At 63.6% G+C, this 26,234-nt stretch carries 23 protein-coding genes and 1 pseudogene; 15 read left to right on the top strand and 9 right to left on the bottom strand.

The window, feature by feature from the left end:
- Positions 1 to 219: 219 nt before the first annotated feature.
- On the bottom strand, positions 220 to 951 hold the full coding sequence (locus NATGR_RS16405; RefSeq protein ID WP_005576831.1) for a DUF7117 family protein: 732 nt from the start codon (positions 949 to 951) through the stop codon (positions 220 to 222).
- A gap of 535 nt (positions 952 to 1,486) precedes the next feature.
- Here NATGR_RS16405 and NATGR_RS16400 point away from each other — a divergent pair.
- The 6 genes from NATGR_RS16400 to NATGR_RS16375 all read left to right on the top strand — a co-directional run bounded on the left by NATGR_RS16400 (position 1,487) and on the right by NATGR_RS16375 (position 6,421).
- Positions 1,487 to 2,134 carry a hypothetical protein gene (locus NATGR_RS16400; RefSeq protein ID WP_005576833.1) on the top strand — a complete coding sequence of 216 codons (648 nt, stop codon included), beginning with the start codon at positions 1,487 to 1,489 and terminating at the stop codon, positions 2,132 to 2,134.
- Between the two features lie 118 nt (positions 2,135 to 2,252).
- The gene (locus NATGR_RS20020) at positions 2,253 to 2,399 is read left to right on the top strand and encodes a hypothetical protein (RefSeq protein WP_005576836.1); all 147 of its coding nucleotides are present in this window, start codon (positions 2,253 to 2,255) and stop codon (positions 2,397 to 2,399) included.
- 540 nt (positions 2,400 to 2,939) lie between these two features.
- Positions 2,940 to 3,215 (top strand): PadR family transcriptional regulator, encoded by a 276-nt coding sequence (locus tag NATGR_RS16390; RefSeq protein ID WP_005576842.1) that lies wholly within the window; start codon positions 2,940 to 2,942, stop codon positions 3,213 to 3,215.
- Between the two features lie 143 nt (positions 3,216 to 3,358).
- On the top strand, positions 3,359 to 4,654 hold the full coding sequence (locus NATGR_RS16385) for an MgtC/SapB family protein (protein ID WP_005576844.1): 1,296 nt from the start codon (positions 3,359 to 3,361) through the stop codon (positions 4,652 to 4,654).
- Positions 4,655 to 4,701: 47 nt separating this feature from the next.
- Positions 4,702 to 6,051, top strand: a complete 1,350-nt coding sequence (locus NATGR_RS16380) for an aminotransferase class III-fold pyridoxal phosphate-dependent enzyme (RefSeq protein WP_005576846.1) — start codon at positions 4,702 to 4,704, stop codon at positions 6,049 to 6,051.
- A 148-nt stretch (positions 6,052 to 6,199) separates the two neighbouring features.
- The gene (locus NATGR_RS16375) at positions 6,200 to 6,421 is read left to right on the top strand and encodes a hypothetical protein (protein ID WP_005576848.1); all 222 of its coding nucleotides are present in this window, start codon (positions 6,200 to 6,202) and stop codon (positions 6,419 to 6,421) included.
- Here the strand turns inward: NATGR_RS16375 and purD are convergent, their stop codons facing one another.
- The gene (purD, locus tag NATGR_RS16370) at positions 6,422 to 7,714 is read right to left on the bottom strand and encodes a phosphoribosylamine--glycine ligase (RefSeq protein ID WP_005576850.1); all 1,293 of its coding nucleotides are present in this window, start codon (positions 7,712 to 7,714) and stop codon (positions 6,422 to 6,424) included.
- A 166-nt stretch (positions 7,715 to 7,880) separates the two neighbouring features.
- Here purD and NATGR_RS16365 point away from each other — a divergent pair, with 166 nt between their 5' ends.
- The 3 genes and pseudogenes from NATGR_RS16365 to NATGR_RS19060 all read left to right on the top strand — a co-directional run bounded on the left by NATGR_RS16365 (position 7,881) and on the right by NATGR_RS19060 (position 9,657).
- Positions 7,881 to 8,849 (top strand): C-terminal binding protein, encoded by a 969-nt coding sequence (locus tag NATGR_RS16365; protein WP_005576852.1) that lies wholly within the window; start codon positions 7,881 to 7,883, stop codon positions 8,847 to 8,849.
- 82 nt (positions 8,850 to 8,931) lie between these two features.
- A pseudogene (locus NATGR_RS16360) lies at positions 8,932 to 9,420 on the top strand (zinc ribbon domain-containing protein); the annotation flags it as partial.
- Positions 9,421 to 9,501: 81 nt separating this feature from the next.
- Complete coding sequence (locus NATGR_RS19060) at positions 9,502 to 9,657, top strand: hypothetical protein (protein ID WP_005576856.1); 156 nt, start codon at positions 9,502 to 9,504, stop codon at positions 9,655 to 9,657.
- Positions 9,658 to 10,175: 518 nt separating this feature from the next.
- Here NATGR_RS19060 and NATGR_RS16350 read toward each other — a convergent pair.
- From NATGR_RS16350 to NATGR_RS20110, 5 genes are all read right to left on the bottom strand, one after another.
- Positions 10,176 to 11,465, bottom strand: a complete 1,290-nt coding sequence (locus tag NATGR_RS16350) for an RNA-guided endonuclease InsQ/TnpB family protein (protein ID WP_015233823.1) — start codon at positions 11,463 to 11,465, stop codon at positions 10,176 to 10,178.
- Between the two features lie 3 nt (positions 11,466 to 11,468).
- Entirely contained in the window at positions 11,469 to 11,618 is a 150-nt protein-coding gene (locus NATGR_RS19675; protein WP_015233475.1) for a DUF2080 family transposase-associated protein, read from the bottom strand.
- Between the two features lie 209 nt (positions 11,619 to 11,827).
- Positions 11,828 to 14,530, bottom strand: coding sequence for a DEAD/DEAH box helicase (locus NATGR_RS16345; RefSeq protein WP_005576864.1), 2,703 nt, complete (start codon positions 14,528 to 14,530; stop codon positions 11,828 to 11,830).
- Between the two features lie 26 nt (positions 14,531 to 14,556).
- Positions 14,557 to 16,188, bottom strand: a complete 1,632-nt coding sequence (locus NATGR_RS16340) for a ribonuclease H-like domain-containing protein (protein WP_005576866.1) — start codon at positions 16,186 to 16,188, stop codon at positions 14,557 to 14,559.
- A gap of 139 nt (positions 16,189 to 16,327) precedes the next feature.
- The gene (locus NATGR_RS20110; RefSeq protein ID WP_175488603.1) at positions 16,328 to 16,474 is read right to left on the bottom strand and encodes a hypothetical protein; all 147 of its coding nucleotides are present in this window, start codon (positions 16,472 to 16,474) and stop codon (positions 16,328 to 16,330) included.
- A 151-nt stretch (positions 16,475 to 16,625) separates the two neighbouring features.
- On the opposite strand from NATGR_RS20110, the gene thyA reads away from it, so the two are divergent.
- The 6 genes from thyA (at position 16,626) to NATGR_RS16310 (ending at position 25,114) form a co-directional block, all read left to right on the top strand.
- Positions 16,626 to 17,654, top strand: coding sequence for a thymidylate synthase (gene thyA, locus NATGR_RS16335; protein ID WP_005576871.1), 1,029 nt, complete (start codon positions 16,626 to 16,628; stop codon positions 17,652 to 17,654).
- Positions 17,651 to 18,178 (top strand): dihydrofolate reductase, encoded by a 528-nt coding sequence (locus NATGR_RS16330; protein WP_005576873.1) that lies wholly within the window; start codon positions 17,651 to 17,653, stop codon positions 18,176 to 18,178. The genes thyA and NATGR_RS16330 overlap by 4 nt, the downstream gene beginning before the upstream one ends.
- Positions 18,179 to 18,642: 464 nt before the next feature.
- A complete protein-coding gene (gene acnA, locus NATGR_RS16325) occupies positions 18,643 to 21,402 on the top strand; it encodes an aconitate hydratase AcnA (RefSeq protein ID WP_005576875.1) in 2,760 nt (919 codons plus the stop codon).
- A gap of 110 nt (positions 21,403 to 21,512) precedes the next feature.
- Positions 21,513 to 22,238 (top strand): alanyl-tRNA editing protein, encoded by a 726-nt coding sequence (locus NATGR_RS16320; protein ID WP_005576877.1) that lies wholly within the window; start codon positions 21,513 to 21,515, stop codon positions 22,236 to 22,238.
- Between the two features lie 104 nt (positions 22,239 to 22,342).
- Positions 22,343 to 22,840, top strand: coding sequence for a small multi-drug export protein (locus NATGR_RS16315; RefSeq protein ID WP_005576879.1), 498 nt, complete (start codon positions 22,343 to 22,345; stop codon positions 22,838 to 22,840).
- A 48-nt stretch (positions 22,841 to 22,888) separates the two neighbouring features.
- A complete protein-coding gene (locus NATGR_RS16310; RefSeq protein WP_005576881.1) occupies positions 22,889 to 25,114 on the top strand; it encodes a thioredoxin domain-containing protein in 2,226 nt (741 codons plus the stop codon).
- A 92-nt stretch (positions 25,115 to 25,206) separates the two neighbouring features.
- Here the strand turns inward: NATGR_RS16310 and NATGR_RS16305 are convergent, their stop codons facing one another.
- Both NATGR_RS16305 and NATGR_RS16300 read right to left on the bottom strand, forming a co-directional pair.
- Positions 25,207 to 25,578 carry a TlpA family protein disulfide reductase gene (locus NATGR_RS16305; RefSeq protein WP_005576883.1) on the bottom strand — a complete coding sequence of 124 codons (372 nt, stop codon included), beginning with the start codon at positions 25,576 to 25,578 and terminating at the stop codon, positions 25,207 to 25,209.
- A 236-nt stretch (positions 25,579 to 25,814) separates the two neighbouring features.
- The gene (locus NATGR_RS16300) at positions 25,815 to 26,144 is read right to left on the bottom strand and encodes a VOC family protein (protein WP_005576885.1); all 330 of its coding nucleotides are present in this window, start codon (positions 26,142 to 26,144) and stop codon (positions 25,815 to 25,817) included.
- Between the last annotated feature and the right edge of the window lie 90 nt (positions 26,145 to 26,234).

Raw genomic sequence — 26,234 nt, 5'->3', positions numbered from 1 at the left:
CCACAGCTAGACGGGCCCCATCTCCGCATAGAGCGTGGGACTTTCGCCGTGGCGCTCTGAAACCGAGCCCGAAGCGGCGAGAGAACGTCCGAGCGCACGGTCACCTCATCGCACCATCACACCCCGAGCTGATACGGTTTACTGTAAGTCATTTCCGGCACAACCGCGACCCGGGCGGCGGTTGCGCCGGTAAATTGTTACAGTAATCCGTATGAAACGCTATCGAGAGAACGCGAGGTTCTCGAGACCTTCCTGTGCCCGGGCAAACGCCACTTCGTCGCCACGGAGTCCGTCGGCCAGTTCGCGGGTCGTTTCGACCAGCCGTTCGGCCGTCTGGGGATCGACATCGCCGTCGAGCATCCGAAGTCGCTTGACGTGTTCGCCGAGCGTCTCGAGTGCACCGCGTTCGTTCGTCGTGAGTTTCGCGTCGCGCTCACCAGCCCAAGTGCGAACGTCGCGTCGGTACTCCCGGACTGCGTTCGCGTAGGCGAGTCCGCGGGCGGACTCGAGCGTCGCCGGGACCGCATCGGTGGATGGGCGGTCACCGACGTCGGCGTCCCGGAGCAGGGAAAGAAAGTACAGCTCTTCGCGGTCCGCTAACTCGAGTTCGATCCCGCGAGCGACGACGTCGGCGACGTGGAGCAGTTCCGTGGCGGCGAGATACGTGTTCTCGAGGTCGCGCAGTTCGCCGGCGTTGATGAATCCGCGCCGGCGAACGTACTCGCGACAGCGGTCCCGCGCTCGCTCGGCGAGTTCGTCGGTCGAAACTTCGTCGATGTCGTTCCGGACGGGCGTGAGGTCGAACGAGGCCTGTCGGTCGGTGTGTTCGGTCCGTTCGTCGACGCCGACACTGTGGAGGCTGCCACAGGCTGGACAGTCGATGCTCGCGGTTTCGTAGTACGACCAGCGGGTCCCACACTCCTTGCACTCGCGCTCGCCCCGGATTTTCATGTGCGACGGTACGGCTACCAGCCCAAAAGAGTCCACGGAGTCGTGCGGGAGCGTCACGTCGTTGATCGGTCGACTGGTGAACAGGCTCACAGCAACACCCGATAGATGAGTGCGATCGTCAGGCGGCGGCCGCGGCGAGGACGACGCTGTACACGCCTTTGGCCGGAACGGCGACGGGGCACAATTGGGGGGTGTCGCTGTGTGACTTGTTCGGCGAACTGCACCCGCAGGGACCCGTGGGGACCGCAAATCCTGCCATCCTCCCACGGCTGAGGCCGTGAGAGTCCCCCACGGGAGAGTCTCTCAAAATCTGCCTGGAATCCGTAATTTCGGCCGGAAGAGAGTGTCTGTCCACTACCCGCTAGTGGCGAGAGTGCTGGTTTTCCGCTGCCATCGCTCTTGGAGGCAGTATCGCCTCGGTTGGACGATTCGTCGCCACTGACGGTCACAGTTTCCTAAACGCCGTTCAACAGGTAATTAACGTACGGCAGTTGCAGGCCACACCGAAACCCACGGAAACGTTCTATCGAATAATATGTCCCATCAAAGACTCAACCGTCGAAAATTCGTCGCTGCTGCAGGGACCGCGAGTGCACTCGTTCTGGCCGGCTGTGCGGACGAAGACCCCGAGGACGAGCCAGTCGACGATGAAGAGGAGCCTATGGACGACGAGGAAGAGCCGGTAGACGACGAGGAAGAGCCGGTAGATGACGAGGAGGACGACGACGAAGAAGAGGAAGAGGAGGCGTTCACACTGACCGTTATCGTCGAAGACGAGGAGGGTGACCCTGTCGACGGTGCTGCGGTCGGTGTCCAACCGGCCGACGAGGACGACGAGATGGATGACGAGATGGACGACGAGGACGACGAGATGGATGACGAGGACGACGAGGACGACGGGATGGACGACGAGGACAACGAGATGGATGACGAGATGGACGACGAGGACGATGAGCCGGAGTTCCCGATGGAAGAAGAGACGGACGGTGACGGAGAGGCCGAGTTCGAGGACCTCCCGAACGACGATTACACTGTTCGCGCCGAGCACGAGGACGAAGAGACCGAAGATGAAGTCACGATCGACGGGGACGACGAGGAGGTTACACTCACGCTCGGCGACGGGATGGACGACGAGGACGACGGGATGGACGACGAGGACGACGGGATGGACGACGGCACCTAATCCGGCTACTCCCGTTCCGTAGTCAGGAGCGATCGGCCCCGCTTTTTCGAAACGATCACCGACGACGTAGCTGTCGGCTTGCGACCACATTTTTGCCGTTCGATCCCTAGGTTCGACTATGCGCGACGAAGAAGAGATCCGCGAGCAGTACGAGTTCCTCGAAGAACAACTCGAGAGCGAGGAGATGAGTCACGACGGCGTCGAACGAATGTTCACCTATTACAAACGTGCGATTGGCTGGGTGCTCGAGGAGGAACATATCTGAGGTCGGGACTCACTCGAACGGCAACCAATCCCGTTACATTTAAGTTTTCCCAGCAGAATCGTTCAGGTGACGCTTCGCTTGGAGGGCCGAAGCGTCAGCGGGGACCAATTCAGGGCGGCAAGCAATCGCGTGGCGTTTTTGGCCACGCGATTTGCTTTCCTGTTTCGTACGATACCGACGAGCGACAGCGCTCGTTTTCGCCAGTCGACAGATCCGACGGCGACTGATACGGTTTGCTGTCAGTCAGTTCCGGCGCGAGCACGAGTCCGCCTGCGGTCGCGCCGATACATTGGTACAGCATTCCGTCTGAAACCACACGACTGCGCCGGAGGCACGTCGAGTGTAAGTATACGGAAACGTACCTCGCGTACCCTAAACATGAACAGCTCGTTATGTGTCTTTCGCTCACAATCAGTCATGGGTGTTATCATTCGGATGGAGTCGGTATGGGCCTCTGTCGAAGTCGACAGTCCGTCTCCGATCGAACTGACCCGATAGCCTTATTAAAATTCGACAGTAAGTACGAGTGGTACTTTCCCAATGTACGACCTGACAGGATTCCAGCGTGACCTCCTCTACGTCATCGCTGGCGAAGAGGAACCCCACGGATTGGCGATCAAAGAAGAGCTAGAGGAGTACTACGAGAAAGAGATCCATCACGGCCGCCTTTACCCCAATCTCGACACCCTGGTCGACAAGGGACTCGTCGAGAAAGGACGCCGCGACCGTCGAACGAACTTCTACACGCTTACTCGACGCGGCCAGCGCGAACTCGAGGCACGCCGTGAGTGGGAAGCCCAGTACGTCGACCTGTAGGTGCTCGAGACCGACGACGTCTTCTCGGCGTAGACGTACCGTACTTTCCGTCTGTTCGTCTCTTTCGATCCTCGACGCTGTGCCGTTCTCCGTCCGCTGAACCTGGCACGGCGCTTATGTGCGACCACGGTGAATAGCCGTCAGTGATCGAGGTCACGCTGCAGATCGTCGACGCCCCGCTCGAGGAGACGGTCGTCCGGATTGCTCTTGCGGGCGCGCTCGGAATGTTCCTCGGGCTGGAACGCGAGTGGTCGCAGAAGTCGGCCGGCATCCGGACGTTCTCGCTGATCAGTCTTCTCGCAGCGGTCTTTACGATTCTCGTCCTCGAGACGGCCGTCGGCGAGAGCCTGCTGGTGTTGGGGGGGTTGCTCGTAATCGTCCAGGGGGTGTTGCTCGCGGTCCAGGGTTTGTTGAGCGCCGACGAGGAGACCGGACTCTCACTGACGACGTCGGTTTCGATGCTCGTGGCTTACGGGGTCGGCGCGCTCGTCGCAGCGGAGTTTATCATCGAGGGTGTGACCGTCGCCGTTCTCTCGTCGCTGTTGCTCGTCCTCAAGCGCGAGCTCCACGAGTTCGCCTGGGGGTTCTCCAGACAGGAGATGCGTGCGACGACCGAGTTCGGCATCCTCGCGTTCGTCGTCTACCCGCTGTTGCCGGCGGAGTACGTCCTCCAGTTTGGAACGATCACTCTCGAACTCGAGCCCCAGGTCATCTGGTTCATGGTCGTCGCCGTCGCAGGGATCGGGATCGTCAACTACGCGATTGTCTCGACGTACGGCGGGCGCGGAATCGCAGTGACGGGTTTTTTCGGTGGCCTGGCGTCTTCGACTGCCGTCGTCGGCACGATGCTCGATCACGTCAACCAGCGTCCGGAGTCGGCGTCCTACGCCGTCGCCGCGATTCTGCTTGCAAACGCTGCGATGGCTGCACGAAACCTCGCCATCGCGGTCGGGTTCACTATCGGGGGTGATCAGTCGCTGCTCGTCGAGGCAATCGTTCCGCTCGGAGCGGTCATTCTGGTCGCGTTCGTCATTGCTGGCGCAACCGCCGACTGGAGCGAGTCCGGACCGATAGACCTCGAGAGCCCGTTCTCGATGAAAAACGCGCTCGCGTTCGGTGCGGTCTTCCTGGTCGTGCTCGTGTTCGGGTCACTGTCCGAGGAGTGGTTCGGCGCGCTCGGCTTCTACGCGACCGCCGTTGCAAGCGGCTTTGTCTCGAGTGCGGGTGCGACCACGTCGGCGGTCGTTCTCTATCGCGGCGGTCAGTTGGGACCGGCCGAAGCGACGATCGGAATCTTGCTGGCGACGGTCTCGAGTATCGTCGTCAAGGCGTTGTTGACGACGACGTCGGCGAATCAGGTTTTCCGGAATCAAGTCGCGGCATACAGTGCGGCTTTGTTACTCGGTGGTGCCGTCGCGTCCGTCGTTCTGGTCATCTAGACGAACTAATCTCGTATTCTTTTAATCCCCCGGAGCGAAGTGTGGGTATGGACCGAGAGACGATCGAGCCGACCGTCGAGACGGTACCGGGCGAGCGAGCAAAACAGTGGGTCGACTACCACCACGAATTCGCCGCACCGAGTACCTACGTGTACGAGTTCGTTTGGGATACGACCGCCGACGCGGTCGGTCCGTTCTGTACTGACGTCGACGGAAACGTCTTGATGGACTTCACGAGCCACGTCGCCGCCGCCCCACTCGGCTACAACAATCCCGTCCTCCGCAAGCGACTCGAGGAGTTCGACTTGATCGATCCGCTCAAGATCGCGGGCCAGGACTTCTACGTCAGTGCCGGTGGCTCGCCTTCCGATCCCGATCTTCCGGGGCCGAGCCAGTTGATGGAGCGACTCGTCGACGCGACCGACCACTACGACATGGATCGGGTCTTTCTCTCGAATTCCGGCGCTGAAGCGGTCGAGAACGCGATCAAGATCTGTTACGCGTCGGGTGGTCACCGCGGGTTCACCACCGAGGGTGCGTTCCACGGTCGCACGCTCGGTGCGCTCTCGCTCAACCGATCGAAGTCCGTCCATCGGCGGGGATTCCCCGAAGTTCCCGGAATCGTCAGCGTCCCCTACCCGACGACCGAAGCGGAGTACGAACGTCGCTGGCTGACCGACGGCCCCGGCGGCAACGTCGTCGCCGACAAACTCCACGACGAACAAGGCGTAATCGATTCCGACGAAGTCGCGTATCTGATCTTAGAGCCCATCCAGGGCGAGGGCGGTTACCGACCTGCCCACCCCAGATTCGCGCGCGACCTCGAGGACCTCCGCGAGGAGTACGATCTGACGGTGATCGTCGACGAAATCCAGTCCGGACTCGGCCGGACCGGCGAGATGTGGGGCGTCGACCACCTCGATCTCACGCCGGATGTCATCTCGGCCGGGAAGGGGCTCCGTGTCGGCGCGACCATCTCGCGGTCCGACGTTTTCCCCGAGGAGAAGAGCCGACTCTCCTCGACCTGGGGTGCCGGTGACGTCGTCGCCTCGATGCAGGGCGCGCTCACGTTCGACGTGATCCACGAACAGGATCTGCTCGCAAACGCCCGCAATCGGGGCGAGCAACTGCACAGCCGACTCGAGGACGCCGTCGAGGACCGGACGGAACTGGTCGACGTCCGTGGTCGCGGACTCATGATTGCCATTGAGTTCGACACCAAAGATCGGCGCGAGGCGGTCGTCGAAGCCGCGTTCGAGCGTGGGCTACTTATGCTTGGGTGTGGGCACAAGACGCTGCGACTGCTGCCGCCGCTTGACGTCACCGAACGCGAGATAGACCTCGCGTTGGCATTGCTGTTCGAGGCGATCGACGCCGTCGACGCAGACCTCGCGTAACAGCCCGGGTCGTCGGACGAAAGCTGACTGTTCTTTTCGATCCTCTCGCTCCCTCGAGCCACGATGCTCGGTGTCTACACGGTCGGCAAGAAGGCAGTCACGTTCGGCTACAAGCGATACGGTTCCATGTGCGGTCGCCTCGGGTGGCGTGGCACTGGCGGGCTACGTCGTCGTGCAACGAACGCTGCGGTCGCTGTCCGACGCCGACTCGATCACGTCTGCGGTCCGCAACGAGGGACTCGAGGCGGTGACGGATATCGAACTGCGCGGCGATGCTGTCGCCGGGGGCGAACTGGGGCCGGCGATTGACGTGGCGGACCTCGAGTCGTCGATCGAGGAGGCGGACGAGTTCTTCGATCCAGAGGAGTAGCTACTCGTCGCGGAGGGTGTTCACGTGATCGATCCGTTGCTGGACGAGGTCGGGTGTCCCGATGTCGTGGCGAACGTGCAGTCCCTCGTCGCCGGCGACCGCGAGCGCGTCTTCGGCGATCTCTTCTGCCTCGGTGATCGAATCCGCGACACCGACGACTGCGAACGCACGCGAAGTCGTCGTGTAGATGCCGTCGTCGCGTTCGTCAACACTGGCGTAGTAAAGCAAGGCGTCGCCGGCGCTCTCTTCGTCGACCTCGACTTTCGCTCCCGCAGCAGGGTCCGTCGGGTATCCTTCGGGGACAGCGTACTTGCAGACCGTCGCCCGGTCGGTGAACTCGAGTTTCGGAATCGGTTCACCGTCGCGGGCGGCGGTGAGCACGTCGAGGAAGTCCGTCTCGAGGACGGGCAGCGTGTTCATCGCTTCGGGATCGCCAAAGCGGGCGTTGAACTCGACGACCTTCGGGCCGTCGGCGGTGAGCATGAACTGACCGTAGAGGATGCCACGATACTCGTCGAGGGCGTCGACGGTCGCCTCGATGATCGAGACGGCCGCCTCGTAGTCGGCTTCGGTCATGAACGGGAGGTGGGTCGTCGCGTCGGAGTAACTGCCCATTCCGCCGGTGTTCGGTCCGGCGTCGCCTTCGTAGGCGCGCTTGTGGTCCTGGACGGCGGGTGCGGTTTCGAGCGTCTCGTTGGCGACGAACGCCTGGATCGTAAACTCCTCGCCGATCAGCCGTTCCTCGAGGACGATCCGGTCGTAGTCGGACTCGCGGATGTACGCTTTCCCCTCCTCGGGGGTGACCTGGTCGCCGATGACTCTGACGCCCTTGCCGCCAGTGAGACCGGCGGGCTTAATCGCAAGGTCGCCGTCGTACTCGTCGATGAACTCGCAGGCGGCCTCCACGTCGTCGAAGGTCTCGAAGTCCGGACAGCCCGGAACGTCGTTTTCCTGCATGAAGCGCCGCTGGAAGGCCTTGTCCGTCTCGATGCGGGCGTCTTCTTCCTTGGGGCCGAAGGCGTAGATGCCAGCCTCCTCGAGGGCGTCTGCGACGCCGGCTTCGAGCGGTGACTCAGGGCCGACGACGCCGATCGTTGCGCCGACTGACTCGGCGTAGTCGACGACTGCGTCGGGGTCGGTCGTCTCGAGCGTTTCGAACCCGTCGGCAATCCGGTCGATACCGGGGTTTCGGTTGCCGGCACAGGCATAAAGGTCGTCGTCGCTGTCTTTCAGGGCACGCGCAATGGCGTGCTCTCGACCGCCGCCACCGATCAGGAGCACCGTCTCGGACATGGTGGCTAGCGACACTCACGAACCTGTAAAGGTTGTTCTTTTCGGCGCGATCAGTGACCACGTTCGTGGATACGATCGGTGTCGTTGCGGGTATCCGAAAACAGACCGGACAGTTAAAGAAGAGCGCGCTCAAATATAGAGTACAAAAATAGTAAACTATTGAATTATGAACGAACACGTCATCATCAGCGAGACGCCGTTTGTCGACGTCGAGTTCCAGCGATCGGAGCTCGAAGCGAAAGGAGTCGACGTCGAAGTGCGTGATACACACACCGAAGCGGCCGTCGCCGAGGCCGCAGCCGACGCCGACGCACTCGTCGTCGACGTCCACACGCCGGTGACCGCCAACGCCCTCGAGGGGGCCGGCAGCCTGCAGTTGATCGCTCGGGCTGGAACCGGGTTCGACAACGTCGACGTTGGCGCGGCAGCAGACCACGACGTCCACGTTACGAATGCCCCCGATTACTGCACTGACGAGGTCGCGACCCACGCGTTGAGTCTCCTCCTCGCGTGTCGACGGCGGATTCCGGCCGCCGACCGCGACGTTCGACGCGGTGAGTGGAGCTGGGAGACCGAGCGTCCAGTCCGGCGAGTCACCGGTTCGACCCTCGGGCTCGTCTCCTTCGGCCGGATCGCTCGTCGACTCGTCGACCACGTCGACGGCTTCGATCTCGACCTGCTCGTCTACGACCCGTACGTCGACGAGGAAGTAGTCGAGGAGTACGGCGGCCAACTCGTCGACTTTCCGGAACTACTCGCGGCGTCCGACGCGGTCTCGATCCACGCGCCATTGACCGAGGAAACACGTGGACTCGTCGACGCCGACGCGTTCGAACAAATGGCCGAACACGCCGTTCTCGTGAACGTCGGTCGCGGCGGCATCGTCGACGAAGACGCCCTCGCAGTGGCCCTGGAGAACCGGGAAATCGCAGCCGCCGGTCTCGACGTCCTCGAGGAAGAGCCCCCAGGGGAGACGCCACTCCGAGGTCTCGAAAACGTCGTCATCACCCCCCACAGTGGGTGGCAGTCGCTCGAGGCTCACGACGATCTGAACCGGACGATCGCTCGCCAACTCGAGCAGGCACTCGCGGGAGAGAAACCGGACCACGCGATCGATCCGGAGCCCTGGACGTGACGTCTTCCGCGCCGTGAACGGCGGGGATTCCCTCGCTGAATCGAGCTAGCCGCTCAGGTCTCGGACGCCGAAGCCGTTTCCGGCAGCCCCGCCCATCGTAGACGAAACACTCCGAGACGAGTGTGCTGTGATCGCGTTCGAAGACCTGACCCACATCCCCGACCGCACGGGTGCGTCGTGGGGCCACAAGTGGGCGTTCCGAACGCTGTACGAACAAGTCGAGTACAAAGCCGAAGCGAACGGTATCATGGTGCAGCAGGTGGGTTCAGCGTACACGTCGAAACGGTGTGCCGAGTGTGGCTTCACAGCCGACGAGAATCGCCTGGCTCGAAACGATTTTTGCTGTCAGAAGTGCGAGTCAGAAGCGAACGCAGACTACAACGCGGCGAAGAAAATCGGTATGCGGTACGTCTGCCGAGGCCAACAGTCGTCTCGGCGGACGGGCAACAGTCAACTTGCCCTGAACTCTGGAACGGTGACACCGAGTGGCGGATTTACCGTCCACCCGGACGGGTTCGAGGTCGAGGACACGGACAACCCCCACCCTCAACGAGCGAAGTCGTCAGACTGAGCGAAGTCGGGTGGGGAAGTTGACAACGGCCGAAGACGACACGCGGGTCCATCCCGTTCACGCCTGGAAGATGGCCCACGCATGCAGTCGATCGCCGAGGGCAGTCTCTTCCTCTGCAAGACGAACCGTGACACCGGCCACGGCACCGGCAAACCGACCTGGATGATCGTCGAGGAGCGACTCGACACCTGGTCGTTCCTCTTCGACCAACTCGAGGTCGAGTACGAAAAGCCGTAGTGACAGCGGTCAGTTGTCGCATACTACCGCGACGCGAGGGCTTTTAGCTGTCCCGAGACAGACGTTCTGTCTGACCGACGAGCCGGACGGAGTGACGGTCGAGCCGTCCAGCGACGCGTTTCAGGCGCTCGGCAACGAGATCCGGACGGAGATTCTTCGTACGCTCGCCGACGAGGAGCCGAAACGTTTTCGACACGTTCCGAGGCCAGCGGGGTCGATACGTCGGCAGGATTCGCATACCGTCCGCCAGGTCGAGGGCCGATTCGTTCGCGCTCGAGTCCGGCGTGGGCTGTCCTCGCCCGGCCGTGTCTGGGGCGCTGTCGATCTGCTGTGGCCCGTTCGTCACCGTGGCAACGACCTCGTATGGGAACCTCTCGGACTGGGGTGGGGATATATCAGCTAAATATGTGTTGGCTAGGCGACGGAATCGAGTCGATCAGCACAGTGACCTCCTCCCCACCCTACTCGCTCGCGGCTTGCGCCGCTCGCTCCTTGAGGGTAGCGTGAGGCCGAAGGTCTCACGGACCATGCGAACGGGCGCTTCGCGCCCGTGAGCAGATGGGGCTTCCTGTTTCCACGACGCGCTTTGCAGGAACCGAATCGGTTCCCGTAGGGAGCGCAGTCTCCGCAGGCGTTCGAAAATCGTCTGCCGATTTTCGCAGCCCATCAGAATCTTTCGATTCTGAGGACGTTGATTCGGGACAGCCCGTCCCTACTTGCTTTAGTCCGCGCACCAAGATGTTGTAGGCCGCGTTCCAGTCTCTGTCAGCCGTGAAGCCACAGGAAGGACAGGAGTGTTCGCGGACCCACAACGGCTTGTCTGACTCGGCACCGCAGGCCGCGCACTCTTTGGTCGTCTCGTCCGGATCGACGGCCACGAAATGCGTTCCTTCGCGTTCGCATTTGTACTCGAGCATCCGCAAAAATGTCCCCCACGCTGCTCCGGCACGGTTGCGGCTGTTCGACGGGAGTTCCATCAGCCCCTTCGCGTCGAGGTCTTCGACTGCAACGAGGTCGTACTCTCGAGCGTAGTGGTTCGAGAGTTTGTGAAGGAAGTCTTGGCGCTTCTGTTGCAGGTCGGCGTGACGTTTGGCGACGACTCGCTGTTGCTTGCGGTAGTTCGCCGATCCGTGTTCTTTCCGTGAGAGTTTGCGTTGCTCGCGTTCCAACCGGTCGCGTTCGTCGGACAAGTCGGGACGTTCGACAGCGGTGCCGTCGGTGTCGTGAGCGTACTTCAGGATGCCCACGTCGATCCCGGCACAATCCTCGATTTTCTTGGGTTTCTCTGGTGCTTCGTCCTCGGTTTCGATCCCAAGGACGGCAAACCACTCGCCGGTTGGTTCTTGCTTGACGACGATTTCTTTGATCGTAGCGTCGTCGGGAACGTCGCGGTGGTAGACCATCGGAATATCGCCGATTTTGGAAAGGGAAAGCACAGTACGGCCACTCGTGTTTTTGAGTTCGAAGCCGGTTTGGCTGTACTTGATCGAACAATATTCCTGCGGGCCTTTCCACTTGAGTTCGCCAACGGGGTAGCCGTTGTCCTTCCGCCCCTGCAGCGTCGAGAGATTATCGTACAGTCGCTGTACGACCTTCTGCAACACCTTCGAATGGACTTGCTTCAGCTCGGTCCACTCGCGTTTGAGATCGGGAAGGACCGACTGCTCGGAGTAGGCGGTTGTGCCGTCCTCTCGGTTGAGTCGGTGCAGGAAGTGATTGTAGACTTGTCGGCAAGTATCGACCGTCCACGCTAACCGTTCGTGGAGTTCGTCAGTTGGGTTGAGCCGATACCTGTAGTTGTAGCGCATAGTCTACTCGTCTTCGTCGGTTGGATCGGTGACACGGACGACTTTGACAGTTGCGCCAGTCCACGCTTTCGGGACGTAGATGTGCGCACCGTTTCCGGTCGGTTTGACTTCGGCTTTGAGGACTTCGTGCCCTTCGACCTCGTACCGATCCATTGAGTGTATCTACGAAGTAGATACTCATCAATCTGTCGATAGCGTGGGCCTGCGGGCCTGCTGTAGAAAAGTGCAAGAAACTCGTGCGGCGTTGACGAGACGCGAAGCGTCTCGTTCGCACACCAGAAATCAAAGATTTCTGGGGACGCTGTATCCCCTCCCTGCTCGCGCCTTCGGCGCTCGCTGAGGAAGGGGCATTAGCGCCTCGATCAGGCGTAAAACAGCGGCGGTCGTCGGTCGCCACCGTACTCCTCGTCTGGCAGGTGTGCCTCGAGCGCGCTCCGATCTTCGTTGCCGAGCAGTTGATCCAGAACGTCGACAGCCGCACCCCGGTGCAGGGGCTGGTTGTCGTTGCCACACTGGTCGTCCATTACGCAGGCGGGACAACCACCCGGATCGCCACAGTCACAGTCCGCGATGAGGTGCCGCGCCCGGCGGGCGACGGCCTCGAAGTTCTCGTAGATCGCTCGCGCGAATCCGAGGCCGCCCTCGACGCCGTCGTAGATGAACCAGCCGCTGGCCGGTGGTCGCTCGAGACCCATTGCGATTTCGCGGACGGTCGCCTCGGCCGCTGCGATGTTCTGCGGGGTGTCGCCGTCGTCGGCTGGCGTTCCGAACCCGGCCTTGTCCTCGGTCGGCTCGTCCTGGTCGAGGTGCGAGTCGATCGTCAGCGTCGCCAGCCCGCCCAGATCCCGCTTGTCGACCATCAACTCGAGTGGCGCGACACCGATGGTCGCGTGTTCGGCGGCGTGGAGTCCACCGGCGTAGCCGAGGTGGGCCGTCCCCGCGAAGCCGTCCTCGAGTTCCGGGACCGAGAAGTCGCGGTACTTCTCGATCAACGCGCGTTCGACCTCCTGGGGCACCTCGAGCCAGCAGAGTTGCGTCTCCATCGCAAGCGGTGGGTTCTCGGTCGGAATCGCCTGTTTCTGCTTCTGGCCGCCGTGGATCGCGACCTGGTCGTAGGTGCCGTGATAGACGAGGACCCGACCCTGGCCGAAGTGCAGGGTAAAGTCGCCAACTTCCCGCGAGCGCTCGGAGACGGCATCGAGCACCGTCACGTCGGTCCGGGAGCGGGTGTAGTAGTCGACGTCCGTCGGTTGCAGTGTTACAGTTGGCTGTGGCGCGTCGTGATCGACATCGACGACCTCGTACTGTTTCCCCTGGTGGAGGCGGACCGCACCCTCGTGGAAGTCTCGCAGGACGCGTTCCTTCGCGAGCGGTTCCATCTCCGGATCGTGTCCGTCGTCGACGCCCTCCGCGAGTCGGACCTCGTACTCCTCGCCCGTCGTCGCGTACAGCGAGACGGACTGCTGGGGCCGAGGTGGCCCCACGTAGGAGACGCCTGTCTCGAGGTAGCCCCGCAACTGGCCGGCACGTCGCCACATCTCGATCGCCCGCTTGAGGCGGTCGCGCTCGGCGAAGGTTCCGGCATCGGTCTCGCCAACGGCGAGTTCATCCGCGGCACACCGCAGATGCTGGGCGAAAACCGCGTCGTTGTCGACGTCGACGACCGCGTCCTCGACGTCGTTCTCGAGCAGGTAGTCGGGATTCGAGACGACGTACTGGTCGAGGGTGCGGTGCTCGGCGACAAGCGCGGAGAGCGCCCGACTCCGGCCGCGACCTGCGCGGCCAATCTGCTGCCAGAACGACTGTCGCTGACCGGGATACCCTAACTGCACGGTGGCGTCCATCGCACCGATGTCGATGCCCAACTCGAGGGCGGTCGTCGAGGCGACGCCGTCGAGCAGCCCGTTCCGGAGCTGGTGTTCGGTTCCGTGGCGTTTCTGTCGGGAGTGGCCGGCGTGATAGGGTTCGATCGCGCTTCCCCGATCCGGATTGACGTAGTAGCTGGCGTTGTCGTGGCGGTGTTTCGACGCCCGCTTGACCGAGAGTTCCGCGAGCTTTCTCGAGGGGGAAAACAGCAGCGTCTGGACGTTGTGATAGGTCAGATGCGAGAGCACGCGTGGGGCGTCGACGGTGGCGGGGACGCGTTCGGCGATGGCATCCGTGGTGGTCGCACCGTCTTCGTCCGGTTCCGTGTTCTCCTCCCGCCACTCGTCGCGCTCGTCGTGTTCTCGCTCTCGGTCCCGTGGCGGCGGGTTCCAGAGTACCAGATCCCGCGGCCCCCGCGGCGAGCCGTCCTCGTCGACGACCGTCACGGGTTCGTCGATCAGCGCCGCGGAGTGGTCACCGGGGTTACCGATCGTCGCACTCGTGAGCACGAACCCAGGATCGGCGTCGTAGTACTCGAGGACGCGTTTTAGCCGCCGAACGATCCAGGCAACGTGCATGCCGTGGACGCCGGTGTAGGTGTGGGACTCGTCGATGACGACCAGATCGCAGGCCGAGAGAAAACGCGCCCAGCGGTCGTGATCGTGCAGGTAGGTGTTGACGCCCGCGAAGTTCGTGATGATCACGTCGGCCTCCTCGCGGATCTGTCGCCGGTTCTCGCCGCGTTCGGTATCGCCGTCGTAGACCCGCACCGTGATCTCGAGCCCGAGGTCGTCGAACAGGTCGTTCAGCGCGCCTTCCTGATCACGGGAGAGGGCCTTCGTCGGATAGAGCAGATACGCAGTCGACTCGATCCCGCGTGCTTGCGCCTCGAGGTAGTTCCTCGCGATCTGGAGGGCGTAAATCCGAGTTTTTCCCGAGGACGTACTCGTCGCGACGCAGACGTTCTCGCCGTCGGTGAGTGCCTCGAGCGCCTCGGCCTGGTGGGTGTAGAGGTCGTGTGCGAGCGGCCCCGCGAGTTCCGAACGCAGGCCCTCCGCGGCGGGCACTGTTTGGGCTGCTCGACCCGGCAACTCGAGGACGGTAACGTCGTCGGGGTCGTGATACCTGGGAAAGCTCTCGACCAGCTCCTCGCCGGTGATCGGCACGTCCGTCCGTGTCTCGGGTTCGGGTTCGCTCATGATCGGGAAGTCGAAGTTGCTCGTCGTCAGAAGTCGCTCAATCCGGTCTGTTCGGTCTCCTCGGTCGGTGAACTCGAGCGATCGCTCGTCGGCGTCCCTCGATCTGCTTCTCCGTTCGCTGATGTGGTAGCTGTTCTCTCGCGGCTCGAGTCGCCGCTGCTCGAGCCAGCCGACGACGCCTGTGGCGCGTCTCGCAGGCACTCGTAGACGTGCCACAGCGCCCGACAGTCGTCCTCGCAGTAGGCCTCGTGGCGATCCCACGCGAGGGCGTCGCCGGTGCGCATGAACTGCTGGTAGGCCGCGGCCGTGGCAGCGCCGTCGAGCCCGGTGTCTGCGTCGTCGTAGCCGAGCGCGTCGGCGACGACCGCGAGTTCGTTCGTTCGGCCGGGAAGCAGGGCGTGCTCGTTGTTTACGGCCCACAGATAGAGGTCGAGTTTGGGAATCGATTCCCACTCCTCGGCGTAGTAGGGGACGTGTTTCGAGACGAACGCGCCGAGATGCCGGTAGTCGAACCCCCAGCCGTTCCAAGTGAGCAGCGCCCGGTTCGGGTGCATGCCGAACAGCCAGTCGCAGAAGGCCTCGAGCACCGACGCCGGATCGCTCGGATCGTCACGTTCGACGAAGGCCCGGTAGTCGTCGGTCGCGGGGTCGTAGATACCGATCTGCCAGATGATCGTCGGCGAGAGGCCGTCGGTCTCGATGTCGAGACACAGCGGTGGCTCGTACCAGTCCGCACCGGGCAGCGACGCGTCGGTCAGTCGCCGCGGTTCGCCCGTCTCGAGGACCCGAGCGTGCTGGTGTATCGTCCGAGCACGTTCACGGCCGACGCCCGGAAGGTCCGTGAGGGTCGCGCTCGAGGTCTCGAGCAGGTCTGTGCGGGTGGTTACTCCCCGGTTGGCGAGTCGATCCGCCGTCTTCGGCCCGATTCCGGTAACGGCCTCGAGCCCGAAATCGGTCACGTCGTAGGTGTCGACGCCGGCGATGCCAGCGGACGTCAACGTCAGGGTCGCGATCGACCCCCGGTCGTCGTATCCTTCCGTCGGACCCGCGCCTCGGACGCGTACTGAGACGCAGTCCTCAGCCAGCGGTTCGACGCCGCCGACCGTCTCGTGATCGATGTCCCGAACGGCTCCTGTCTCCGACTCGAGGTGCCACACCGCGTCGTAACCCGCGGGCTCGCTACCCGTCAGGACGGTCGTCACCGCGCCTGCGGGAAGCGCCTCCGCGAGTGCCGCTGCACCGTCGAGGTGCGTCTCGAGGGTCGTCGGCCGCGTCACTGTCGTCACGTTGTCACAGACCAGTGCCGCGATTCCGTCCCGGAGCGTTCTCGAGGTGGCGTCCGGCTCCGCTCGTAGCGCCCTCGTTCCGGGCGTGACGGCGATCTCCAGGGATGAGCCGTTGCCGTCGTCCGGTGAGGCCGGCTCGAGCACCCGCCGAGCCAGTGGGCCGTCCCCCGCGGTCTCGAGGGGCGGATGGACGGCCGGGGCGTCGAAGACGCTCCTCGCCCGCGCGAATGCCTGCGGATCGCGCTCGGGGCCGAACACCCAGACGGTGTCCGGCTCGAGCGTCGCTACGAGGTCCTCGAGCGTTGCAACCGGACGATCTGCGATCGCCGACGGTCTGAGAGCGAGCACGGTGACACCGGCTCGAGGAGTCATCGATCGGTGGGAGGCCCGCCCCGATAATGAGGGTTTGGACACCGGACCGGAAGTAAAACGGGGGGAGTCCCGGCGCACGCCGTGTCGACGATCATCCCGTCGTCGCGGGCTACTCGCTCTTTTCGTCGCTGAGAGAGGGTCACAGAAGACGCTCGGCCCGATTCTCGTCGAACGGCTCGCGGGTCGACTCGCCGCGCATGCCGACGTGTTCGACGGACGGCTTACAGCGATCGGTCGAGCGATCGGAATCGGTGAGACGATCGTCGGCGCGACAGCCCTCGTTCACGAGGAATCAGTGCTCACAAGAACTGTGGCTCACTTCGAGCGTACGACGGACTCGACGGCGAGTCGTACTACGAGGCCGCGTCACTGGGATCGTGTTCCGGAGCAACCGGAGAACTCAACGCTAAAGGGAGAGCACGCGAAACGGGCGGGTAATGCAACAGTACCTCGAGTTAGTCGACAGCGCGCTCTCCGGGGGCACCTACAAGCCCAACCGGACGGGTGTCGACACGATTTCGTCGTTCAGCGAGCACTACGAGGTAGACATCAAAGATGGGTATCCGCTCTTGACGACGAAGCAGATGGACGGCTACCGCTGGAACTCCATGCTTCATGAAGTCTGCTGGTACCTCTCGGGCGAGGAGCACGTCCGCAACCTCCGCGAGGAGACCAAGATATGGGACGCGTGGGCCGACGAAGAGGGACGGCTTGACACCGCCTACGGCCGGTTCTGGCGGCGGTATCCCGTTCCCGACGAGGGAGTCCAGCTCGCGGGCGAGTCCTGGCCCGACGACGGCCAGCAGTGGGTGACCGTCGAGGAAACCGACGACGGTGAGTCGCGTCGCGTGTTCGACCAGCTACAGTACGTGGTCGATACCCTCTCGGACTCGCCGAACTCCCGCCGGCTCGTGGTCAACGCCTGGCATCCTGCGAACGCCGCGGTCTCGACGTTGCCGCCCTGTCACTACACGTTCGTCTTCAACGTCCAGGGCGATCGGCTGAACTGTCATCTCACCCAGCGTTCGGGCGACATCGCACTCGGCGTCCCCTTCAACATCGCCGCGTACGCGCTCCTGACGAAGGTCGTCGCCCAGCAGACCGGCTTCGAATCCGGGACGTTCGCCCACACGGTCGTCGACGCCCACGTCTACTGCGGTCGCGGCGACCGCGGCGAGTGGTACGACGACAACCTCGAGGCCCTGCAGTCCCGACTTGCCGAAGCCGACGACCGCGAGGACTACCTCTCGGTCAAGGAGTGGCTCGAGTCCGAGGCACCCCCCGAGGCCGAGGGCGACGAACGGCTGGACCACGTCCCCGGCCTGCTCGAGCAACTCTCTCGGGACCCACTCGAGCGCCCGACACTCGAGGTCGCCGACGCCTCAATCGACGACCTGACCTACGAGGATGTCTCGCTGCAGGGGTACGAGTCCCACGAGGGCATCCAGTTCTCGGTGGCCGAATGACTGCGGCGTCGCTCGAGACGGACCTCGAACTCGTCGGGATCGCAGCGGTCGCCGACAACGGCGTCATCGGTGTCGACGGCGAGATGCCCTGGCACCTCCCCGAGGACCTGCAACACTTCAAGGAGACGACGATGGACCACCCCGTCATCATGGGGCGGGTGACTTACGAAGGGATTCTCGAGGCGCTCGGCGAACCGCTTCCGGGACGGACGACGATCGTACTGACGAGTCAAGACCTCGAGACGCCCGAGAACGCCGTCGTCGCGAACGATCTCGAGGACGCACTCGAGAAAGCCAAGACGGCTGCTCGGGAACGCCACGACGCCGACCGTGTCTTCGTCGCCGGCGGTGCCACCGTCTACGAGCAGTTCCTGCTGGCGCTCGATCGTCTGATCGTGACGGAGATTCACGACGATCCCGACGGCGACGCGCGCTTCCCCGAGTGGGATCGGGACGCCTTCCGTGAGGCCACCCGCGACGACCGGGACGGGTTTGCCTTCGTCGAGTACGAACGGATCGACTGATACGGTTTGCTGTCAGTCAGTTCCGGCGCGACTGCGAGCCCTCCTGCGGTCGCGCCGGTAAATCGTTACAGCATTCCGTATGAGACGGCTTACTTCCCATCAGTTCCAGCACAACCGCGACCCGAAGCGGTTGCACCGGGACATCGATACGGCAATCCGCACGGGAACTCAGAGGATGTATGTAGCATTCCTGCCGAATTTATTCTAGATTTTAAACATCTGGGTTGATCGAGTGGTGAAGTATGGGACCACCACGGGAGTGTAACCGAAAATACTTGTTATTTGATACACAACCACTGATATGAACCGGCGAGAGTTTGTCGGCTTTGCTGCGAGTGCTGGAATCAGTACGACGGCAGGCTGTCTGTTCGCAGATAGCCAGTGACCCGACAAATACTGGGTCGTTATACTCTGTGCGAGAGGTTCTCGAGGGGTTCAAATATCAAGCGCCCATAACGTCGGGTATGGTAACCGATGCGTTCTCGGATGCGATCCGGAAGTTCGAACACGACGGCGAGACGTACAAGATGGCCGATCTCACGGTCCTCGAGGAGCGGGGACTCTGTGAGCTCGACGAACTGCCGGTGAGCATCCGCATTCTGCTCGAGTCGGTCCTGCGAAACGCGGACAGCGACCAGATCGACGCCGACTCGATCCGGGCTGCGGCCTCGTGGGAACCGGACGTGCCGGACGCCGAGGTGCCGTTTACGGTCTCGCGGGTCGTCCTGCAGGACCTGACCGGCGTTCCAGCAGTGGTGGACCTCGCCGCGTTGCGGTCGGCCACAGATCGCAAGGGCGTCGACCCGACGGTCGTCGAACCCGAAGTCCCCTGTGATCTCGTGATCGACCACAGCGTCCAGGTCGACCACTTCGGCACCGACGACGCCTACGAGAAGAACGTCGAGAGAGAGTACGAGCGAAACGAAGAGCGGTATCGTGCGATCAAGTGGGCCCAGCAGGCGTTCGACGAGTTCAACGTCGTCCCGCCTGGAACGGGAATCGTCCACCAGGTCAACTTAGAGCACCTCGGCCGCGTCGTCCACGAGCGAGAGGAAGACGGCGAGCAGTGGCTCGTCCCCGATACGCTCGTCGGCACGGACAGTCACACGCCGATGATCGGCGGCATCGGCGTCGTCGGCTGGGGCGTCGGCGGGATCGAGGCCGAAGCCGCGCTGCTCGGCCAGCCGATCAACATGTCGCTGCCGGAGGTCGTCGGCGTCCGTCTCTCGGGCGAGCTTCCCGAAGGTGCGACCGCGACGGACCTCGTGCTCCACATCACCGAGACGCTCCGCGAGGTCGGCGTCGTCGACAAGTTCGTCGAGTTCTTCGGCCCCGGCGTCTCCCAGCTTTCGGTCGCCGACCGTGCGACCATCTCGAACATGGCCCCCGAACAGGGCTCGACGATCAGCATGTTCCCCGTCGACGAGAAGACCCTGGAGTACCTCGAGCTGACGGGCCGCGATCCAGATCACGTCGAACTTGTCCGCGAGTACCTCGAGGCCCAGGGGCTGTTCGGCGAGCAGGACCCCGAGTTCACGGAGGTCGTCGAGTTCGATCTCGGCGACGTCGAACCCAGTCTCGCTGGCCACAAGAAGCCCCACCAGCGAATCCCGATGGGCGACCTGGACGACCACTTCCCGAGCCTGCTCGAGGAGCAGGGAGTGATCGGTTCCGGCGGCGAACCGGCGGTCGGTGACGGTGGCGGTGCCGCGGTCGACTCGAGTGATGCCGGAACCAGTCTCGCGTTAGACGAGACGGTACCCGTCGAACTCGAGGACGGCACCGAGGTCGAGATCGGTCACGGCGACGTTCTCGTCAGCGCGATCACCTCCTGTACGAACACGTCGAACCCGTCCGTGATGGTCGGTGCCGGACTGCTCGCCCGTAACGCGGCCGAGGAGGGACTCGAGGTACCCGACTACGTCAAGACGAGCCTCGCACCCGGGAGCCGCGTCGTCACGGAGTACCTCGAGCGAGCGGACCTGCTCGACGACCTCGAGGAACTCGGCTATCACGTCGTCGGCTACGGCTGTACGACGTGTATCGGCAACTCCGGTCCGCTGCCGGACCCGATCGAGGAGGCCATCGACGAACACGACCTCTGGACGACGAGTGTCCTCTCGGGCAACCGGAACTTCGAGGCTCGCATCCACCCGAAGATCCAGGCCAACTACCTCGCTTCTCCGCCGCTGGTCGTCGCCTACGGCCTCGCCGGACGGATGGACATCGACCTCGAGAACGAGCCGCTCGGGACGAACGACGACGGCGAGGAGGTCTACCTCGAAGATGTCTGGCCGGACGCCGAGGAGATTCGCGAGACGATCCACAACAGCGTCTCGCCCGAGATGTTCGAGGAGAAGTACGCCAGCGTCTACGAGGGCGACGAGCGCTGGGAGAACCTCGACGCGCCGACCGGCGACGTCTACGAGTGGGACCCCGCGTCGACTTATATCCGCGAGCCGCCGTTCTTCCAGGAGTTCCCGCTCGAGAAGCCCGGCGTGGACAACGTCTCCAACGCCCGCTGTCTCATGACGCTTGGCGACACGGTCACGACCGACCACATCAGCCCCGCCGGCCTGTTCGGCGAGGATCTGCCGGCCGGCCAGTGGCTCACAGAGCGCGGCGTCGAACCCCACGAGTTCAACACCTACGGCTCGCGACGCGGGAACCACGAGGTCATGATGCGGGGTACGTTCGCAAACGTCCGCATCGAAAACGAGATGCTAGACGGGAAGGAGGGTGGGTACACGATCCACCATCCCACCGGTGGAGAGACGACGGTGTTCGAAGCGAGCGAACGCTACCGCGAGGACGACACGCCGCTGGTCGTCGTGGCCGGCGACGAGTTCGGAACCGGCTCGAGTCGCGACTGGGCCGCCAAGGGAACGGACCTGCTCGGTATCCGCGCGACCATCGCGACGAGTTACGAGCGCATCTACCGCGACAACCTCATCGGCATGGGCGTCTTGCCCTTGCAGTTCGCCGAGGGCGAGGGCTGGGAGGAACTCGGCCTTGAGGGCGACGAGTACTTCACGATCGAAGGGCTCGAAGACGGCCTCGAGCCGAACGCCGAACTCGAGGTCACCGCCGAATCCGAGGACGGCGAGGTCACCGAGTTTACGGTGACCGCCCAGGTCGACACCCCGATGGCGGTCGAGTACGTCGAGAACGGCGGCGTGCTCCACCTTGTGCTCCGTCGACTGCTGAACGAAGAGCTGAACTGACGCCGACCGAACTCGAGTTCGATCGACCCGCACTGCTCCGTTTTCGACGCACGTGTCTCGCTCGAGTCGCCGTCAGCAGCGTCTTTACGCTTCGGTCACAACCCCTGTTCGTGACCGAGCTACGATACCTCCCCGACGGCGACGACGTGACGACGTTCACCGCGACCGTCACCGAGACGACCGACGACGCGGTGTTTCTGGACGGAACCTACTTCTATCCGGAAGGCGGCGGGCAACCGGCTGACCGCGGCATTCTCGAGTGGCACGACGGCGTCGCTGACGTGTCCGACGTTCGGAAAGACCACGGCGAGGTTCGCCACGACGTCGACCTCCGGGAGGGGACAGTTCCCGACGCGGGAACGACGGTCGAGGCCTGGGTCGACGAGGAGCGCCGGAAGCAGTTGAGCCGGATGCACACCGCCCAGCACGTCGTCTCCCGCGTTGTCCTCGAGGAGTACGGCGCGAGTACCGCCGGCAACCAGGTCTACCCCGACCGGTCGCGGATCGACTTCGAACCCGCGTCGTTCGACGACGAGGACCGCGAGCGTATCGAGCGTCGCACCAACGCGGCGATCGAGCGCGACCTCGCTGTCGTAAAGGAGAACCGCCCGCGGGACGTCGTCGAGGCGGAGGTCGACGAGGGTCGGGCACTGCTCGATCTGATTCCCGACTCCGTCGACCCGCTTCGAGTCGTCGAGATCGAGGCGTTCGACACGTGTCCGTGTGGCGGCACGCACGTCTCCAGTCTCGGCGAAATCGGACGGGTATCGATCGTAGACCACACGTCGAAAGGTGAGGACGTCGATCGGATCGAGTTCGAACTCGAGAATTCGTAGCTGGCCTCGAACCCGGTAACGTCACGTATTTACCACGAGTAGCGTCTACGACCTACCGTCTCGAGTGGGCTCTCTCTCTCCACCGTACGGCGTCCCCTCCACGCATGTCATTCCTTTCGCTCCTCGTCGACGTCGGCACGACTATAGAGGAGGCCACCGGCTTCCTCCAGTACCTGCTGGTGTTCGTCTTCGCGGCGATTCCGGTGATCGAGATTCTCGTCGTGATTCCGATCGCGATCGGCCTGGGACTCGACCCCGTCCTCACGGGCGTCGTCGCGTTCGCCGGCAACGTCCTCTCGGTGTACGCGCTCGTCGTCTTCTATCGGCGGGTCGCGAACTGGCTGCGCCGACGGCGAGGCGAAACGTCGGAGCAAAGCGACCGATACGCTCGAGCGCGCCGGCTCTGGGATCGGTACGGACTACCGGGACTCGCAGTGGGTGGGCCGGTGCTCGCTGGCGTCCACGTCGCCGCGCTGGTCGCGTTGCTCGCGGGGAGTCGGAGTCGTATCGTCGCGGTCTGGATGACTGCGGGTATCCTCGTGTGGACGGTCGTGCTCGTCGCGGCCTCCGCGTACGGCGTCTCGGTGCTCGGGATCGCGTAACCTCCGACGTACGTCGGGCTTTTACAACGGCCGGCCGTAGTCGTCACCATGAGTTGTCCGACCGAGCGAAATCGCCTCGACGAGCAGGAGAGTCCCTACCTGCGCCAGCACGCAGACAACCCCGTCAACTGGCAGCCCTGGGACGAACAGGCCCTCGAGACGGCCCGCGAACACGACCGGCCAATCTTTCTCTCGATCGGCTACTCGGCGTGTCACTGGTGTCACGTCATGGAGGAAGAGAGCTTCGCCGACGAGGCGGTCGCCGAGGTCCTGAACGAGAACTTCGTCCCGATCAAGGTCGACCGCGAGGAGCGCCCCGACGTCGACAGCATCTACATGACCGTCTGCAACCTCGTCACCGGTCGCGGCGGCTGGCCGCTCTCGGCGTGGCTCACGCCCGAAGGGAAGCCGTTCTACGTCGGGACCTACTTCCCGACGGAAGCAAAGCGAGGCCAGCCCGGTTTCCTCGACGTCCTCGAGAACATCACGAACTCCTGGGAGAACGACCGCGAAGAGGTCGAAAATCGTGCGGACCAGTGGACTGAGGCTGCCAGAGACCAACTCGAGGAGACTCCCGGCGCACCCTCGCCGGGAGCGGCCGACCCGCCTTCGAGCGACCTGCTCGAGCGGGCCGCCGACGCCTCTCTCCGGAGCGCCGACCGGCAGTACGGCGGGTTCGGCTCCGATGGACCGAAGTTCCCCCAGCCCTCGCGGCTCCAGGTGCTCGCTCGCGCGTACGACCGGACGGGCGACGAGGAGTACCGCCAGGTGCTCGAGGAGACGCTCGACGCGATGGCCGCGGGCGGGCTCTACGACCACGTCGGCGGTGGCTTCCACCGGTACTGTGTCGACCGGGACTGGACGGTGCCCCACTTCGAGAAGATGCTGTACGACAACGCCGAGATTCCGCGGGCGTTCCTGGCGGGCTACCAGTTGACCGGCGAGGAGCGGTACGCCGAGGTCGTCCACGAGACGCTCGCGTTCGTCGACCGCGAACTCACCCACGAGGACGGCGGGTTTTTCAGCACGCTCGACGCCCAGAGCGAAGACCCCGAAACTGGGGAGCGCGAGGAGGGCACGTTCTACGTCTGGACGCCCGCAGAGGTCCACGACGTCCTCGCGGACGAGACCGACGCCGACCTGTTCTGTGCCCACTACGATATCACGGCGTCGGGCAACTTCGAGGGGGCGAACCAGCCCAATCGCGTGCGATCGATCGCCGATCTCGCAGGGGAGTTCGACCTCGCGGAACACGAGGTCAAGCAGCGTCTCGAGGACGCCCGCCAGCAACTGTTCGAGACGCGCGAGAAACGTCCACGTCCCAACCGCGACGAGAAGGTACTCGCGGGCTGGAACGGGCTGATGATCGCGACCTGTGCCGAGGCCGCGCTGACACTCGGCGAGGAGCGGTACGCCGAAATGGCCGTCGACGCTCTCGAGTTCGTCCGTGATCGGCTCTGGGACGACGAGGAGGGGCGACTCTCGCGGCGGTACAAGGGCGAAGACGTGGCGATCGAGGGCTACCTCGAGGACTACGCCTTCCTCGCTCGCGGCGCGCTAGGGTGTTACGAGGCGACCGGCGAGGTCGACCATCTCGCGTTCGCGCTCGAGCTCGGTCGCGCGATCGAGGAGGAGTTTTGGGACGCCGACCGCGGGACGCTTTATTTCACACCCGAGAGTGGCGAGTCGCTCGTGACTCGGCCACAGGAACTGGGCGATCAGTCGACGCCGTCCTCGGCCGGCGTCGCCGTCGAGATACTGCTCGCGCTCGAGAAGTTCGCGGGCAGCGAGGGCTCGAAGAGCCCCCGTGGAGACGGCGAAGTCGCCGACGCCGACTACGAGGAGATTGCCGCGACGGTGCTGTCGACCCACGCCAACCGGCTCGAGGCAAACAGCCTCCAGCACGCGACGCTGTGTCTCGCGGCCGACCACCTCGAGTCCGGCGCGCTCGAGGTGACCGTCACCGCCGACGAACTACCCGAGGAGTGGCGCGAGGCGTTTGCGACGCAGTATTTCCCGGATCGGCTGCTCGCGCGTCGTCCGACGACGGACGACGACCTCGAGGCGTGGCTCGACCGCCTCTCGCTCGCGGCTGCGCCACCGATCTGGGCCGGCCGCGAAGCTCGCGACGGGGAGCCGACGCTGTACGTCTGCCGTGACCGGACGTGTTCGCCGCCGACCCACGACGTCGACGACGCACTCGCGTGGCTCGAGGGGGGCGGAATGGAAGACAGCGACCAGGAGGAAAGTGACGGACCGGAGACCCCGTTTTGATACGTTGGACAGCGGTCCGTACGAGGCTGTGACTGTCTCGGAGATAGCCACAGGAGAACGACCGATCCTGTCGTTCTGTCCGGCAGTGCAGGCTACAGTTCGTCGGCGATGCGCTCGGCCAGCCAGATCGCCGGCGGCAGGTCCGCTTGCTCGACGAACCGCGTTACCTCCTCGCCGTCGTCGGTCTCGACGACGACGGTCGGGATGTACTCGATACCATACTCGGAGACGCCAGGGCCCCGTTTGTCCTGGTCGACCGCGATCGCTTCGATCCGGTCGTCGGGTATCTCGGCTGCCTCGAGTGCGGCACCCAGGTCGGGCAGCAGTTTTCGGCAGTCCTTGCACCAGTCGCCGCCCCAGATCTTGTAGACGAGGTCGTCGTTGTGCGTTTCGAGGACGTCGACTGCGTCTTCGTACGAGGCGGCGTCCCAGGTCGGGTTCGGAGTTAGCGTCTCGAGACTCATGCTGGTCGATTGTCGGTCCAATGGCTTAACCGCGGTGTTGCTGGCGGGCGTTTCGCCAGCGGCAAGGGGCTTCCGGCACGTCGCTTTCGCGTTTTGCCTTCGTGTTCGTAGAACGCAGAACCGTCTGTGAAAAGATTAATGGATTCGTGGAAACGATTAACAACTTGCCCTCTGTGTCAGAGGCACGTAGTCGATGCCGAGGGGGATGGCGCTCGGTTATTTTTCGACCGGTACGGCTACTCGAAGCACTGGAACTCGACAGTTCGCCCCTCAGGGTCGGATGCGAAAAACTGGTAGATTTCGTACGTCTCGTTGAGCCGTGGCTCTTCGTCGGCCAGTTCCGACAGTGCTGTGTAGGCTTCGTCGACGCCGTCCCTGTCGTCGAAGACGAACGTGACGATTCCCTCGGTGTCCGCGGAGTCGCGTTCACAGAACCCAAACCGGAACGACCCTGCCTCGAGAATGGTGCAGTCGGGCTGTTCGAGCCAGACGTTCGCACCGAGCTCTCGGTAGAAGTTGACGACCTCGTCGTGGCGTTCGGTCCCGAAAAAGACGATTCCGTCCATACGTATCAGTGCTCACACCAGATGAAATAGGTACCGCTCCGCCGCGAGCACTTGTATTGGCTAACTTGTTCGCTTTTCTTTCGACGGCGG

Origin of the sequence: Natronobacterium gregoryi SP2, assembly GCF_000230715.2 — an archaeon.
GTDB classification, from domain to species: Archaea; Halobacteriota; Halobacteria; order Halobacteriales; family Natrialbaceae; genus Natronobacterium; species Natronobacterium gregoryi.
The sequence above is the reverse complement of the archived record's forward strand: the minus strand, read 5'-3'. Positions and strand labels throughout refer to the sequence as shown.

Bases quoted from the DNA above. Each gene is read 5' to 3' on its own strand.
- acnA (WP_005576875.1), top strand. From the start codon at position 18,643: ATGGTAACCGATGCGTTCTCGGATGCGATCCGGAAGTTCGAACACGAC.
- NATGR_RS16345 (WP_005576864.1), bottom strand. From the start codon at position 14,530: ATGAGCGAACCCGAACCCGAGACACGGACGGACGTGCCGATCACCGGC.
- NATGR_RS20020 (WP_005576836.1), top strand. From the start codon at position 2,253: ATGCGCGACGAAGAAGAGATCCGCGAGCAGTACGAGTTCCTCGAAGAA.
- NATGR_RS16350 (WP_015233823.1), bottom strand. From the start codon at position 11,465: ATGCGCTACAACTACAGGTATCGGCTCAACCCAACTGACGAACTCCAC.
- NATGR_RS16390 (WP_005576842.1), top strand. From the start codon at position 2,940: ATGTACGACCTGACAGGATTCCAGCGTGACCTCCTCTACGTCATCGCT.
- NATGR_RS19060 (WP_005576856.1), top strand. From the start codon at position 9,502: ATGCAGTCGATCGCCGAGGGCAGTCTCTTCCTCTGCAAGACGAACCGT.
- NATGR_RS16405 (WP_005576831.1), bottom strand. From the start codon at position 951: ATGAAAATCCGGGGCGAGCGCGAGTGCAAGGAGTGTGGGACCCGCTGG.
- NATGR_RS16365 (WP_005576852.1), top strand. From the start codon at position 7,881: ATGAACGAACACGTCATCATCAGCGAGACGCCGTTTGTCGACGTCGAG.
- NATGR_RS16380 (WP_005576846.1), top strand. From the start codon at position 4,702: ATGGACCGAGAGACGATCGAGCCGACCGTCGAGACGGTACCGGGCGAG.
- NATGR_RS16400 (WP_005576833.1), top strand. From the start codon at position 1,487: ATGTCCCATCAAAGACTCAACCGTCGAAAATTCGTCGCTGCTGCAGGG.
- NATGR_RS19675 (WP_015233475.1), bottom strand. From the start codon at position 11,618: ATGGATCGGTACGAGGTCGAAGGGCACGAAGTCCTCAAAGCCGAAGTC.
- NATGR_RS16300 (WP_005576885.1), bottom strand. From the start codon at position 26,144: ATGGACGGAATCGTCTTTTTCGGGACCGAACGCCACGACGAGGTCGTC.
- NATGR_RS16305 (WP_005576883.1), bottom strand. From the start codon at position 25,578: ATGAGTCTCGAGACGCTAACTCCGAACCCGACCTGGGACGCCGCCTCG.
- purD (WP_005576850.1), bottom strand. From the start codon at position 7,714: ATGTCCGAGACGGTGCTCCTGATCGGTGGCGGCGGTCGAGAGCACGCC.
- NATGR_RS16330 (WP_005576873.1), top strand. From the start codon at position 17,651: ATGACTGCGGCGTCGCTCGAGACGGACCTCGAACTCGTCGGGATCGCA.
- NATGR_RS16315 (WP_005576879.1), top strand. From the start codon at position 22,343: ATGTCATTCCTTTCGCTCCTCGTCGACGTCGGCACGACTATAGAGGAG.
- thyA (WP_005576871.1), top strand. From the start codon at position 16,626: ATGCAACAGTACCTCGAGTTAGTCGACAGCGCGCTCTCCGGGGGCACC.
- NATGR_RS16310 (WP_005576881.1), top strand. From the start codon at position 22,889: ATGAGTTGTCCGACCGAGCGAAATCGCCTCGACGAGCAGGAGAGTCCC.
- NATGR_RS16340 (WP_005576866.1), bottom strand. From the start codon at position 16,188: ATGACTCCTCGAGCCGGTGTCACCGTGCTCGCTCTCAGACCGTCGGCG.